Origin of the sequence: Bradyrhizobium sp. A5, from assembly GCF_042076515.1 — a bacterium.
Classification (GTDB): Bacteria; Pseudomonadota; Alphaproteobacteria; order Rhizobiales; family Xanthobacteraceae; genus Bradyrhizobium; species Bradyrhizobium cosmicum.
In genome coordinates this window covers 5,699,047-5,712,058 of sequence record NZ_CP148990.1, presented here as the reverse complement: position 1 = coordinate 5,712,058, position 13,012 = coordinate 5,699,047, and the positions used below count along the sequence as shown (strand labels likewise).

Sequence of the window (13,012 nt, the reverse complement as noted above, 5' to 3'; positions counted from 1 at the left end):
CCCGCTTGCAATTGCCCGCATCGCTTGCTCCAGCCCGAGTGAAGACATGACGACAGCAACCGGTCCCCTCAGCGGCATCCGCGTTCTCGATCTGACGAGCGTGCTGTTCGGTCCCTATGCCGCGCAAATGCTCGGCGATTGGGGCGCCGACGTCATCAAGGTCGAGCCGCCCGCGGGCGACACCTGGCGCTACACCGGCGTGTTTCGAAACCGCGGCATGAGCGGGCAGTTCATGGCGGTCAACCGCAACAAGCGCAGCCTCGCGCTCGATCTCAAGCATCCGGACGGCAAGGCGGCGCTGGCGAGGCTAATTCCGACGGTCGATGCCCTCGTCACCAATGTGCGGCCCGCCGCGATGGCGCGCCTCGGCTTCGGTTATGAGGCCTGCGCAAAGCTCAATCCGCGGCTGATCTATGCCGCGGCGACCGGCTTCGGCCAGGACGGCCCGTGGGCCGCGCGTCCCGCCTTCGACGAGATCATCCAGGCCGCCTCGGGTCTCGCGTCGTCGATCGGATCGGACGAGGAACCGGCCTTCGTCCCGAGCCTGATCGGCGACAAGATCTGTGCGATGGCGATGGTCGGCGCGGTCTCTGCCGCCTTGTTCCGGCGCGAGCGCACCGGGCAGGGCCAGATGGTGGAAGTGCCGATGCTGGAAACCATCGCCGGCTTCAACAGCATCGAGATGCTGGGCGGGCACGCGTTCGATCCGCCGATCGGCCCGACCGGCTACAAGCGGATGAAGAACCGGCGTCCGGTGCGGACCAAGGATGGCTGGCTGACCATGCTGCCCTATTCCGGGGACAATTGGTGCGCCTTCTTCGAAGCCGTCGGCCGCCCTGAGCTAAGCGACGAGCTCGGCGTGCGCGATCCTGTGCTGCGCTCGCAAAACATCGACAAGATCTACGACCGGATGAGCGAGATCGGGCCGACCCGCACCACCGCGGAGTGGGAGGAACTGCTGCTGCGGCTGGACGTGCCGCACACGGCGTTCGCCAAGCTCACCGAGATCGGTGAGCAGCCGCATCTGGCTGCCGTCGGGCTGTTCGCCGATATCGATCATCCCACCGAAGGCCGGATCAGGCAGGCGCGCCCCGCGACGAAATTCTCGGAAAGCCCGGCCGGCCTCCATCGCATGGCGCCGCGCCTCGGCGAGCATTCGCGGGAGGTGCTGCGCGAGGCGGGCTTGAGCGATGCGGAAATCCAGGCGGCGGTCGACAGCAAGGCGGTCGGCGTCGCGTCGTAAGCCGTTCAGGAACCGTCACACAATTCTCTGTGATGACCGTCACATCGCGCTGCCCAAAGCACGGGCCTGACACGCCGTTCATTGTACCAGCGGACATCGTGCCGCAGCGATTCGTGACCAGCCCCGGGCCAGCCCCGGCCCCGCGCCACCTTCCGCCTGCGCAAGCCCTCGTATATGAGAGATTTGCCGCCTGCCAGGTCCGAATATTGCCGGATACGGAACGCAAGGTGGCTGCGATTTCTTAATCCAAAGATCGCAATCTGATCGAGATTGGCGCGGACTGGTATCGGACCGGGGTATGGCATGAAAGACCTGATGACGACGGCGCAATCCACCCCGGCGATGCGGCGTTGGCGGCCTCCCGGACTTGTCGCGCTCGCCGCGGTCGCCGTCCTGACGGCGCTGACCGGCAGTGCCGAAGCGGCCAAGCAGGCGCGCCAGCCGGCCGAGGCGGTGGCGCCGCGTGAAGCCGGCGAGCCGATCATGGCGATCGTGTCGATCAAGAGCCAGCAGGTCACCTTCTACGACGCCGATGGCTGGATCCTGCGCGCGCCGGTGTCGACCGGCACCACGGGGCGTGAGACGCCGGCCGGCGTCTTCGCCATCGTCGAGAAGGACAAGGACCACCGCTCGACCATGTATGACGATGCCTGGATGCCGAACATGCAGCGCATCACCTGGAACGGCATCGCGCTGCATGGCGGGCCGCTGCCCGGCTATGCCGCCTCGCACGGCTGCGTGCGCATGCCCTTCGGCTTCGCCGAGGGCCTGTTCGACAAGACCAACATCGGGATGCGCGTGATCATCTCGCCGAACGACGCGGCTCCCATCGATTTCACCCATCCCTCGCTGTTCGTGCCGAAGCGGGAGGCCATCGCAGCCGTGCCGAGCCGGGCCGACAAGCTCTCCGCTGAAGCCGAGGAGGCGACCCAGGCTGCCGCCGAGGCCAAGAAGGCTGCGGCAGCGGCCGTGAAGGAGGCGGCGTCGCTTCCTGCGTCCCTGCGCAAGCTGGAACAGCAGAAGGCCAAGGCCGACGCCGAGCTCGCCTTCGCCGACAAGAAGATCGCTGCCGCCAAGACCGATCAGGCGCGTGCGCAGGCCGAGGAGCTGAAGCAGAAGGTCGCCACCAAGGCTGCCGACGCTGCGTCGGCGCTCGATGCCGCCAAGACTGCCGCGCAGCCGAAGCGCGACGCCGTGGCAGCGACGAAGGAAGCCGCCAAGGTCGCGGCGACCAGGAAGGCCGAGGCCGTGACAGCTGCGACCGACGCCAAGCTCGCGCTCGAGCCGGTCTCGGTCTACATCAGCCGCGCGACGCAGAAGCTCTACGTGCGGCGGAACACCCACAAGCCGGCGCCGGATGGCGGCGGCGAGGTGTTCGACACCAGCATCGAGGTTCCCGTCACCATCCGCAATCCCGACCAGCCGCTCGGCACGCATATCTTCACCGCGATGGCGAAGAGCGATACCGGCCTGCGCTGGAGCGTGGTCACGATCGAGAGCGGCGACGACGCCAAGGACGCGCTCGACCGCATCACCATTCCGCAGGACGTCTGGGATCGCATCGGGCCGACCGCGTTGCCGCGCTCGTCGATCGTCATCTCGGACGAGCCGTTGAGCGCCGAGACCAACTACCGCACCGAGTTCGTGGCGGTGCTGAGCAATCATCCGCAGGGCGGCTTCATCACCCGCAAGCCGACCGCGCCGCCGCCGATGGAAATGGCGAGCGACGATGGCTGGGGCGGCAACGGTTTTGGCTTCTTCCAGCAGCGCGATCCGTATTCCCAGCCAGTCAATCCACGCCGCCGCGGCCAGTATCAATACTACCAGCCGGCGCAGCCGATGCAGCGGAGCTTTTGGTAAGTTGCGCGGGAGCTGAAGCTCCCAGCGACTTCTACCGCGCCTCGATCACGATCGCCTGAATCTTGCCTTCGACCGGTCCGGATCCATGGCGTGTTTGGATCGCCTCGGCAACGAGATCGGTTGCGGCCTGAAGCTTGCTGGCATCCCTGGCCTCGATCTCGTTGCGCAGCGGCGTGCCCTGGCAGAGAGCGATCGCGACATATTCGGCCGACGGCGCGCGGCTGATCTCGGATCGCGTTTCGATCGTGATGTCGCGGAAGCCGGCACGTTCGAGGTCGGATCTGATGACGTCCCTGTCGTAATAGCCGTGCGGTGTCCGGATCATGAAACGCGGCGGATCGGAGGGAAACATCGTGCCGAGCGCCATGGTCGCCTCGTGCGTCAGCACATTGTCCTCGATCCGATCCCAGACATTGAACACGAACGTGCCGCCTGGCTTCAAGACGCGCTTCACCTCGCCATAGGCCTTGACGCGATCCGGAAAGAACATCGCGCCGAACTGGCAGCACGCCACGTCGAATTCGCCGTCGCCGAAGGGCAGCGCCATTCCGTCCGCCTGGCGCCAGGTGATGCGATCGTCGTCCGCCTGCCGCTGCGCCGCGACCGCGAGCATCGGCTCGTTGAGGTCGGTCGCGACATAACGGATGCCGCGCGGCAGCGCCGCCGCCACGGCGCGCGTCACCGCACCGGTGCCCGCGGCGATCTCGAGCAGTACCGAAGGAGAGCGTGCCGCGACGCGTCGTGCGATGTCCTGCGCGTAGACCGCGAAGATCATCGGGACCAGATAGTCGTCGTAGAGCTTTGGGATCGAGCCGGCAAAAACCTTGTCAGTGCTGGACATGATGGCCTCGCTGAAGGTTCAGACACGAGGCTCACGCTAGCATGGATCGTTGTCCAGCGTGCAGAGGTGATCCGTCCTACGATTTCCCGACCACCTCGCGGATCGGACGCGAGCCGTCCCAGTTCATCGCCGCCTGTCGGACCTTCTCGAAGAACGGGCCCTTGGTGCCGCTGATGTCGGAGATCTCGATGACCGTTCCCGGATGCGCCTGCGTGTCGAAATAGGCAAAGCGCCCCTTGTCACCGCCGATCTGGCCCTCATGGCCGATCCTGTAGCCGAGCCCCAGTGCCTTGTCGTAAAGCGCCTGGTAGTCGTGACTCCAGTAGGACATGTGCTGGAGGCCTTCGTGCCCGGCGTCGAGGAATTCCCTGTACAGCGAGGGCGCGTCGTTGCGCTGCTGGATCAGTTCAATCTGGAGGTCGCCGGAGTTCGCCAGCGCGATGCTCATCTCGACGGCGGACTCCTGGCCGCGATGGCGGAACCAGTCGGTCTTGACGCGGTCGATGTAGTACCACGGGCCGACGCCCATCACCTCGATCCAGTGCTTCATCGCGGCCTGGATGTCCCGCACCACATATCCATTCTGGCGCACCGCGCCGAAGATGCGGCTCATGCCCGCGCTCCTGTTTTCATTCTATTCACTCCATATGGCGGCGGGAGTCTGTGGGACGAGCCCGGCCTGCATGGTTCGAGACGCCCGCTTGCGCGGGCTCCTCACCATGAGGGTTTAGGGTCGCGCCGCGAAACAAGTCCTCATCCTGAGGAGCCAGCGCAAGCGGGCGTCTCGAAGGATGGCCGCACGCAAGCTTCTCGCCAGGTTCCTGCTCACTTGACCTCGATGCCTGCGTCCTTGGCAACCTGCTTCCAGGCCTCGATGTCGCGGGCATTGATGTCACGCTGCTCGTCACCCGGCACGAATTGCGGCGTGATGCCGAGCGCCAGCAGCTTGTCTTTCACCACGGCGTCGCCGAGCGCGTCCTTCAGCGCCGCCTGCAATTTCTGTGCGATCGGCGGAGCGAGGCCAGCCGGCGCATACATCGCCCAGGACAGGCTGCGGTCGAACGGCACGCCCTGTTCCTTGTAGCTGGCGATATCCGGCAGGCTCGGCGAGCGCTCGCCGCAGGCGGCCAGCGCCTTGATCGAGCCGTCCTTCACCAGCGGCGTCGCGGTCGCCACGTCGAGCGTCGCCAGCGAGATGTGGCCGCCGAGCAGGTCGCCGGCGAGCTTGGCGATGCCGTTGAACGGCACGTGCTCCATCTTGATGCCGGTCTGCTGCATCAGGATTTCCGCGCAGAATTGCCCGGTCGAGCCGATGCCCCAGCTGCCGTACTGGATCGGTTGGCCCTTCTTGGCGAGCGCAATCAGCTCCTTGATGTCATTGGCGGCGAAATCCTTGGTCGCCACCAGCATGATCGCGGAGACGCCGACGCGCCCGAGCGTCGTAAAATCCTTGATCGAATCGTAGGGCAGCTTTGGATAGATTGCGGGGGCCAGCACATGCGTGGTCATGCCGCCGACGGTGATGGTGTAGCCGTCGTTCGGCGAGGTCGCGACCATCTGGGTCCCGAGCGTTCCGGCAGCTCCCGTGTGGTTCTCGATATAGATGCTCTGCCCGAGCGTCTTGCCCATCTTGTCCGCCAGCAGCCGGCCGACCACGTCGCCGCCGCCGCCGGCCGCATAGGGCAGCAGCATGCGGATTTTATGCGTGGGATAGACGGCGGGATCCTCGGCGCGCGACGGCAAGGCCGCCGACAGCAATGCGAGAAGCGAGAGCGAGACGGTGCGCAGCATCATGATGGCATTCCCTAATCTTCGAAACGAAATCGGTAGGCCTCGCCGTGCCGGATCACGCGGCCTGCGGTTGGCGCCGGAAAATGGCCGGTGAGCAGATAGCTCGGCGTGTCGGCAATCTCTTCCAGCAGCGCCATCCGCGTCGCGACCGCCGCGGCTGGATCGACGTCGGCGGCATTGGAGAGCCAGGGCGCGGCGCACTGGATCGGATGGTGGATGACGTCGCCGGACATCACCGCGTGGTCGTGCCCGCCGTTGAGATGGATCTGCATGTTGCCGGCGGTGTGGCCCGGCGCCGGCGCGAAGCGCAGGGCGGCGTCGCGATCATCGAACAGGCGATGGTCGGTCTCGACAAGCTCGGCGAGGCCCGCCGCGACCACCGGCAGCACGGAATCCTCGAACGAGCCGTGGTTCACCGGGCTCTTCGGCGCCGCATTGTGTGCGGCCTCGAAATGCCGGTATTCCTCGCGGCCCATCAGATAGCGCGCGTTGGGGAAGGTCGGTACCCAGCTTCCGTCGAGGAGGCGTGTGTTCCAGCCGACGTGATCGACATGCAGATGCGTGCACATCACGAAGTCGACCTCTTCGGGCACAACGCCCAGCGCCCGCATGTTTTCGAGATAAGGCTGGTTGAGGTCGTTCCACGCCGGCACGCGCGGCCGCTGCTTGTGGTTGCCGCAGCAGGTGTCGACGATGGCGGTCCAGCGCGGCGTGCGCACCAGATAGGAGTGGTGGCTGAGGATGAAGCGGCCGGTCTCCGGCTCGATATAGCGGTGATCGAGCCAGCTGCGGTTCTCCGCGATCACGGCGTCGGTGACGTTGGCGAACAGCCAGGTCTTGTCGAACGCAAGCGAGGAGATCTCGCTGACGAGATCGACCCGCATGCTGCCGATTTTGACCTGCCGCATAGCTCAATTCTTCAGCAGGTCGCCGAACGGGACCCAGCGCGTGCCGTCGAAACGGATGAGCTGGAGGCTCGTCATCGGCGTATAGCGCTCGGGCGAGTTGTTCACCGCGGTGCCGTTGATCAGCATCGGCAGCTTGACGTCCTTGAGCGTCGTCGCCTGCTTCATCACATTGGCGCGGGTGAGGTCGTTGCCGGAGGCCTTCAGCACCGTCACCAGCGTCTGCGCGATGGTGTAGCCATAGACGTTCAGCCAGTCGTTCTTGTTGGCGTCCGGCATGTACTTGTCCATGAACGCCAGCCATTCCTTGTAGCCGGCGTCGTCCTTCGACGCGGGATCCGTCGCGTCCTTCAGGTACTGGCTGGAGATGACGCCGGTGGAATTGTCCTTGCCGGCCGGCTCCAGCACGCCGCTGATCGAGGCCGAGACGTTGGAGATGATCGTTACGGGCTTCCAGCCGATTTCGCCGATCTTGCGGATCGCCTGCGCCGCAAATTTCGGCGTCGCCGCGACCAGCACCACATCGGCGCCTGCGGTCTTCAGTTGCAGGATCTGGGTGTCTACAGTCGGCGCCGAGGTCTCGTAGGCCGCGCGCGCGACGATCGCCTCGCCGCTGCCGAGGCCTTCCTCCAGCGCCTTCAGATAATCCTTGCCGAGATCGTCGTTCTGAAAGAGCACGCCGATCTTCGCCTTGGCGTGGCTCGCCTTGATGTATTTGGCATAGGCGATGGCTTCGTCGCGATAGGTCGGCTGCCAGCCGACGGTCCACGGAAAATTCTTCGGGTCGTCCCACTTCGCCGCACCCGAGCCCAGGAACAGCTGCGGCACCTTGCGGTCGTTGAGATATTTGTGCACGGCGCTGTTGGTGGGCGTGCCGACGCCGCCGAAGATCAGCAGCACTTCCTCGCTCTCGACCAGCCGCCGCGTCTGCTCCACGGTCTTCGGCGGGCTGTAGGCGTCGTCAGCGATGATCATCTGGATGCGCCGGCCGTTGACGCCGCCGTCGTCGTTCACCTTGCGAAAATAGGCTTCGGCGGATTTCGCGATCTGGGCGAAGGCCGAGACCGGCCCGCTCAGCGGCGCGGTGGTGCCGATCTTGATGGTCTTGTCGTCGGCGCCGGGATCGTACTTGCTTTGGGCGGAGGCGGTGCTGGCCGCGAGCAACGGCAACAGGATGCAGGCCGCACCCAGGCGAAGGCGGGCAAAGCGCGCCATGACGTCATCTCCCAAACTTGCTCTCCGCCTCTCGAATGAGCGGAGTTGAAACGCGAGAACCTGGCCCTTGCGGGCCGCGACCGTTGTCTCCACATTGGCAAACGAACGATCGTTCGTACGGTTGACTAGCGAACGATCGTTCGTTAGTCAAGCCGTCATGGCTGTCCACACCTCCAGCACGGCGGAAGCGGCTGCGCCCACGACCCGCGAGCGCATCCTCACAGAGGCGCTCGATCTGTTCGCACAGAGCGGCTATGGCGGCGCCTCCATGCGCGAGCTGGCGCGGCGCGTCGGTATCCGCGAGAGCAGCCTCTACAACCATTTCTCCGGCAAGGCCGCGATCCTGGAAGCGATCGTTGCCGAGCACGGTCCCGCCAGTTCGGCGAGTCGGCTGGAGGAAGTGCGTTACAGGCAGCTCGCGCGCCAGCCCGCCGCGTTCTGCCGGCAGTTTGCATTGGACCTCGTCGAGCAATGGTCCGATCCGCGCGAGCACCAGTTCCAGAAGGTGATCACAGCCGAGCGTAACCGCGTGCCCGGCATCCGCGCCAAGTTCGCCGATCATTTCTACGCGCGCGAGCAGAGCATGATGACGGACTATTTCCGCGGCTTTGCGCTCGCTGGCCTCGTCTCGACGCCCGACCCGCGCGAGACCGCGCGGCTGTTCGCCGCCGGCCTGATCTACATTCGCCTCGAACATTACGTGATGGGCGCGGCGCCGTCGCCGCGGGCCAAGGTGATCGAGGCGATCGACCGCTACCTCGCCTTCTTCCTGTCGCTGATCGCGGCGGGCAACGACGAAGCCAACAAGAAACGAAAACCCAAGGGAGAAACGCGTGGCAAGGCTGCCCCTGATTGATCCGGAGACGACGAGCGGCGACATCCGCGCCTCGTTCGACCGCATGCCGGTCAAGCTCAACATCTTTCGCATGATGGCGCACGCCGAGGCCAACATGATCCCGGCGATGCGGCTCGGCAATTCGATCCTGCACAAGCAGAAGCTCGGTGCCGTCAACCGCGAGCTCTTGATCCTCCAGGCCGCGCAGTTGGAAGGCGGCGCCTACGAATGGCGCCAGCACGTGCCGATCGCACTCGGCGTCGGCTGCACGCAAGGACAGATCGATGCGGTGGAGCGCGGCGACTACGACTCTGCCGCATTGAACGAAGCCGAGCGCGCCTTGCTGAAGTTTGGCCGTGAGGTCGTGCAGAACGTCCGCGTGCCCGAGACGACCTTTACTGCTGCGCGAGAACATTTCAGCGATCAGGAGATCGTCGAATCCATCGTTGCGCTGGGCTTCTACATGATGATGGCCCGCCTCACCGAGGCGACCGAGACCGATCTCGATCCCGCCGCGGGCATGAAGGTTTATGACGGCGGCAAGAAGTAGGGCGGCTGAGATGACGGATACCGAGAGCAAGCCGGAGCGCTACGTCCGTCCACCAAGCGCGGAGTCGTCGGGCGAAGCACCGGGCAGGGGGCGCCTGAAGGGACGCCGCATCCTGATCGTCGGCGGCGGCCAGCGCGTGTTCGATGCTGCCACCGATCCGATCGGCAACGGCCGCGCCATGAGCATCCTTTGCGCGCGCGAGGGCGCGAAGGTCGCGGTGGCCGACCTCAACCGCACCTCCGCACAGCAGACCGTCAAGCACATCACGGACGAAGGCGGGGAGGGTTTTGCGATTGCCGCCGACGTGACATCGGAAGCCGACGTCGTCCGCATGATCGAGGAGGCCCACCGCGCGATGGGCGGTCTCGACGGCATGGTGTTGAACATCGGCACTTTCGGCAAAGTTGGCCTCGATGCGGTCAGCCCCGAGGAATGGAACAGGATCTACGACGTCAACGTCCGCGGGCCCATGCTGTGCTGCCGCGCCGCGCTGCCGAGATTCGACGATGGCGGCGCCATCGTCTTCATCTCGTCGATCGCCGCACTGAAAGCCGGCTCCCAGATGGCCGTGTATGATTCCTCCAAGGCCGCGCTCGGCGGCCTGATGCGCAACATCGCCCATTTCGGATCGCGCCGCGGCATCCGCGCCAACCTGGTCTATCCCGGCCTCGTCGACACCCCCAACGGCCGCGAAGCCGGCGCCGGCCGCCCCAATCGTGGCAAGGGCCACGTCCCCTTCGGCCGCCAGGCCACCGCGTGGGAGATCGCCTATGCGGTGCTGTTCTTCCTCTCGGACGAAAGCGTCTACGTCACGGCACAGACGCTCGCGGTCGATAGCGGTCTGAGCGGGATGTAAGATGCGAGAATTCGGCAGCGGGAGCGCCGATCCGCCTCCTTGCCATCGCGACCTTCCCGCGCGATAATGCCACCCATATTAAAGCCTTAAGTTGAGGCTGCGCCGGTGGCCCGGCGATCCGTTTTGTCAGAACCATCTGTTTTCCGGAGCCCCCATGCGCGTGATTTGGGTCGACGGAGAGTCGCACAGCGTGGATGTCGAGGACGACATGCCCCTGTTGTGGGTGCTGCGCGACGAACTTGGTTGCACCGGTCCGAAATATGGCTGCGGCATCGCGATGTGCGGTGCGTGCACGGTGCATGTCGACGACCGGCCGGTGCGGTCGTGCTCGCTCAGGATCGGCGACCTCGCGAACGAGGCCAAGGTCGTCACGATCGCCGGGCTGGGAACGCCGCATGCGCTGCATGCCGTTCAGGCGGCATGGATCGAGCATCAGGTGGCGCAATGCGGCTATTGCCAGCCGGGGCAGATCATGGCCGCCGCCGCACTGCTGAATGCCAGGATCAAGGGCAAGCCGCTACTGTCCGACCGACAGCTCGACGATCAGATCGATCGCGTGATGTCGGCAAATCTTTGTCGCTGCGGCACTTACACCCGCATTCGCGCCGCGATCAGGACCGCAGCGCGGAAGCTGCAGGGACAACAGCCGTGAGCCGCCTCGGCGCGTGCTCGCGGCGTGCCGTGCTCGTCGGGGCGGGCGCGGTCGCCGGCGGCCTCGTTGTCGGCGTTTATTTCTTCGAGCGATTTCGCGTGAATGCGCGGTTGAAGGACGGTCTGGACAAGGGGCAGCTCATGCTGACGCCCTATGTGCGGATCGGCGAGGACGGTGTCACGATCATCACGCCGCGTGCCGATCTCGGCCAGGGAGCCTATTCCGTGCAGGCGGCACTGGTCGCCGAAGAGTTGGATATCGCGTGGAGCGACATCAAGGTCGATCCGGGGGCGCCGAGCTCGGTCTACTACAACGGCAAGGTTCTCAAGGAGGGGCTTCCGATTGCGGCGACCAGCGTGCTTCTTGGTCCGGTGGCGGAGGCGATCAGCCAGGCCGGCGGCAAGTTCCTCAGTCTTCAATGGACCGGCGGCTCGTCGACTGTGGCCGATGCTTACGACCGGCTGCGCATCGCCGGTGCGACCGCGCGCGAACTGCTGCTCCGCGCGGCGGCGAAGCAGATCGGTGTTGCAAGGGCTGATCTCAAGACGCGGGATGGAGCGGTCATCGCGCCGAATGGTCGCGCGCTCAGCTATGCATCGCTGGCCGAGATTGCGGCCACGCTGGAGGTGCCGGCCGACGTCAAGCTCAGGGATCGCAAGGATTGGCGTTATCTCGGCAAGTCCATGCCGCGGCTCGACATGGTCGCCAAGTGCACGGGCACCGCCACCTTCGGCATCGATATCCGCCTGCCCGGCATGGTCTACGCCACGGTCTGCACCAATCCCCATCTCGGCGGCAGCCTGCGGAGCTACGATGCTTCCAGGGCCGCGAAGGCGAGGGGCGTCCTCAAGATCGTGCCGGTCAAGGGCGGTGTCGGTATCATCGCCGACAACACCTGGCGCGCCTTCCAGGCGGCGAAGCTCATCGGGTTCGATTGGGGCGAGGCGTCCTATCCAGCGAGCAGCGCGGCGATGTTCGAGGAGGTGAGGGCCTCCTTCATCCCGGAGCGCCGCGACAGTCGCTGCAAGGACGATGGCGACGTCGATGCCGCGCTCGCCGGCGCGAGGGTGATCGAGGCCGAATACCGCGTGCCCTATCTCGCCCATGCGCCGCTCGAGCCGATGAACGCAGTGGTCCAGCTCAAGGACGGACGCCTCGACATCTGGACGGGGACGCAGGCTCCCGTGTTTCTGGTGAAAATGGCGCGAAAGCTGACCGGGCTTGCCGCCGAGGACATTCATCTTCACGCCCTGCCGAGCGGCGGCAGCTTCGGCCGGCGCCTGGAAAACGATTATGTGCGTCAGGGCGTCGAGCTCGCGATGGCCTATCAGGGCCGGCCGATCAAGATGACGTGGACGCGCGAAGAGGACATGACGCACGATTTCCCGCGTCCGCTCGCCGTCGCCCGCATGCGCGGAGCGGTGAAGGACGGAAAGCTCGACGCCTGCGACCTCGCCATCGCCGCGCCATCGGTGACGTCGTCGCAATTCGGCCGGCTGGGCCTGCACATGCCGGGACCCGACATGGCGATCGTCGCCGGTGCCTGGGATCAGCCGTTCAGGATTCCCAACTACCGGGTCACGGGCTATCGGGTGCCCGAGCTGGTGCGCGTCAGTTCCTGGCGCTCGGTCGGCGCGTCCGGCAACGCCTTCCTGCACGAATGCTGTCTCGACGAGTTGATCCAAATTGCCGGCGCCGATCCGCTCCACGAGCGGCTCCGGCTGTGCTCGCACGCGCCGTCGCGCAGGGTCCTCGACGAGGTCCGCAGGATGTCGTGCTGGGACAGCAAGCCCGGCCCTGGCCGCGCGCGGGGCCTCGCGTTTACGCTCTCGTTCGGTGTGCCCGTCGCCGAAGTGATCGAGGTCGAGAAGATCAATGATGCGATCAGGATTGCGCGTGTCTTCGTCGCGGCCGAGGTCGGGGTGGTGCTCGATCCCGATAATCTGAAAAATCAGGTCGAAGGCGCCGTGGTCTGGGCTCTCGGGCATGCGATGAACGCCGAGCTCACCTTCGCCAACGGCCGGGCGGTTCAGACCAATTATCACGAGTACGAGGGCATGCGCCTCTACCAGGCTCCGGAGATCGAGGTCGCAGCGCTGGAGACCACCGGCGAGACGGGAATCCGCGGCATCGGCGAGCCTGCCGTTCCTCCGGCCGCGCCCGCGCTTGCCAACGCCATCTTTGCCGCAACCGGAATTCGTGCGCGCCAATTGCCGCTGATCAAGACCGAGGGCATCAGGTTCGTCTGAGGGAGGGCCTCGCCG

The 13,012-nt window shown here is 65.6% G+C and carries 12 protein-coding genes; 7 read left to right on the top strand and 5 right to left on the bottom strand.

Translation table 11 applies throughout. The features are described 5' to 3' along the window. Nucleotides 1-46: 46 nt before the first annotated feature. Both WHZ77_RS27130 and WHZ77_RS27125 read left to right on the top strand, forming a co-directional pair. Nucleotides 47-1,243, top strand: a complete 1,197-nt coding sequence (locus WHZ77_RS27130) for a CaiB/BaiF CoA transferase family protein (RefSeq protein ID WP_375310763.1) — start codon at nt 47-49, stop codon at nt 1,241-1,243. 303 nt (nt 1,244-1,546) lie between these two features. Beyond that, nucleotides 1,547-3,103 carry a L,D-transpeptidase gene (locus tag WHZ77_RS27125; RefSeq protein ID WP_375310762.1) on the top strand — a complete coding sequence of 519 codons (1,557 nt, stop codon included), beginning with the start codon at nt 1,547-1,549 and terminating at the stop codon, nt 3,101-3,103. A 31-nt stretch (nt 3,104-3,134) separates the two neighbouring features. Here the strand turns inward: WHZ77_RS27125 and WHZ77_RS27120 are convergent, their stop codons facing one another. From WHZ77_RS27120 to WHZ77_RS27100, 5 genes are all read right to left on the bottom strand, one after another. Further along, nucleotides 3,135-3,944, bottom strand: a complete 810-nt coding sequence (locus WHZ77_RS27120; protein WP_375310761.1) for a class I SAM-dependent methyltransferase — start codon at nt 3,942-3,944, stop codon at nt 3,135-3,137. Between the two features lie 76 nt (nt 3,945-4,020). Further along, nucleotides 4,021-4,557, bottom strand: a complete 537-nt coding sequence (locus WHZ77_RS27115; RefSeq protein WP_375310760.1) for a VOC family protein — start codon at nt 4,555-4,557, stop codon at nt 4,021-4,023. Between the two features lie 212 nt (nt 4,558-4,769). Next, the gene (locus WHZ77_RS27110; protein ID WP_375310759.1) at nt 4,770-5,738 is read right to left on the bottom strand and encodes a Bug family tripartite tricarboxylate transporter substrate binding protein; all 969 of its coding nucleotides are present in this window, start codon (nt 5,736-5,738) and stop codon (nt 4,770-4,772) included. 11 nt (nt 5,739-5,749) lie between these two features. Continuing rightward, nucleotides 5,750-6,643 (bottom strand): MBL fold metallo-hydrolase, encoded by an 894-nt coding sequence (locus WHZ77_RS27105; RefSeq protein WP_375310758.1) that lies wholly within the window; start codon nt 6,641-6,643, stop codon nt 5,750-5,752. Between the two features lie 3 nt (nt 6,644-6,646). Next, nucleotides 6,647-7,855 (bottom strand): ABC transporter substrate-binding protein, encoded by a 1,209-nt coding sequence (locus WHZ77_RS27100; protein WP_375310757.1) that lies wholly within the window; start codon nt 7,853-7,855, stop codon nt 6,647-6,649. A 157-nt stretch (nt 7,856-8,012) separates the two neighbouring features. Here WHZ77_RS27100 and WHZ77_RS27095 point away from each other — a divergent pair, with 157 nt between their 5' ends. The 5 genes from WHZ77_RS27095 to WHZ77_RS27075 all read left to right on the top strand — a co-directional run bounded on the left by WHZ77_RS27095 (nt 8,013) and on the right by WHZ77_RS27075 (nt 12,997). Further along, nucleotides 8,013-8,711 (top strand): TetR/AcrR family transcriptional regulator, encoded by a 699-nt coding sequence (locus tag WHZ77_RS27095; RefSeq protein ID WP_375310756.1) that lies wholly within the window; start codon nt 8,013-8,015, stop codon nt 8,709-8,711. Then, complete coding sequence (locus WHZ77_RS27090; protein WP_375310755.1) at nt 8,689-9,240, top strand: carboxymuconolactone decarboxylase family protein; 552 nt, start codon at nt 8,689-8,691, stop codon at nt 9,238-9,240. The genes WHZ77_RS27095 and WHZ77_RS27090 overlap by 23 nt, the downstream gene beginning before the upstream one ends. Nucleotides 9,241-9,250: 10 nt before the next feature. Beyond that, nucleotides 9,251-10,096 carry an SDR family NAD(P)-dependent oxidoreductase gene (locus tag WHZ77_RS27085; RefSeq protein WP_375310754.1) on the top strand — a complete coding sequence of 282 codons (846 nt, stop codon included), beginning with the start codon at nt 9,251-9,253 and terminating at the stop codon, nt 10,094-10,096. A 154-nt stretch (nt 10,097-10,250) separates the two neighbouring features. Continuing rightward, nucleotides 10,251-10,748, top strand: coding sequence for a (2Fe-2S)-binding protein (locus tag WHZ77_RS27080; RefSeq protein ID WP_375310753.1), 498 nt, complete (start codon nt 10,251-10,253; stop codon nt 10,746-10,748). Beyond that, nucleotides 10,745-12,997 carry a molybdopterin cofactor-binding domain-containing protein gene (locus tag WHZ77_RS27075; RefSeq protein ID WP_375310752.1) on the top strand — a complete coding sequence of 751 codons (2,253 nt, stop codon included), beginning with the start codon at nt 10,745-10,747 and terminating at the stop codon, nt 12,995-12,997. Before WHZ77_RS27080 ends, WHZ77_RS27075 begins: the two co-directional genes overlap by 4 nt. The last annotated feature ends 15 nt before the right edge of the window (nt 12,998-13,012 follow it).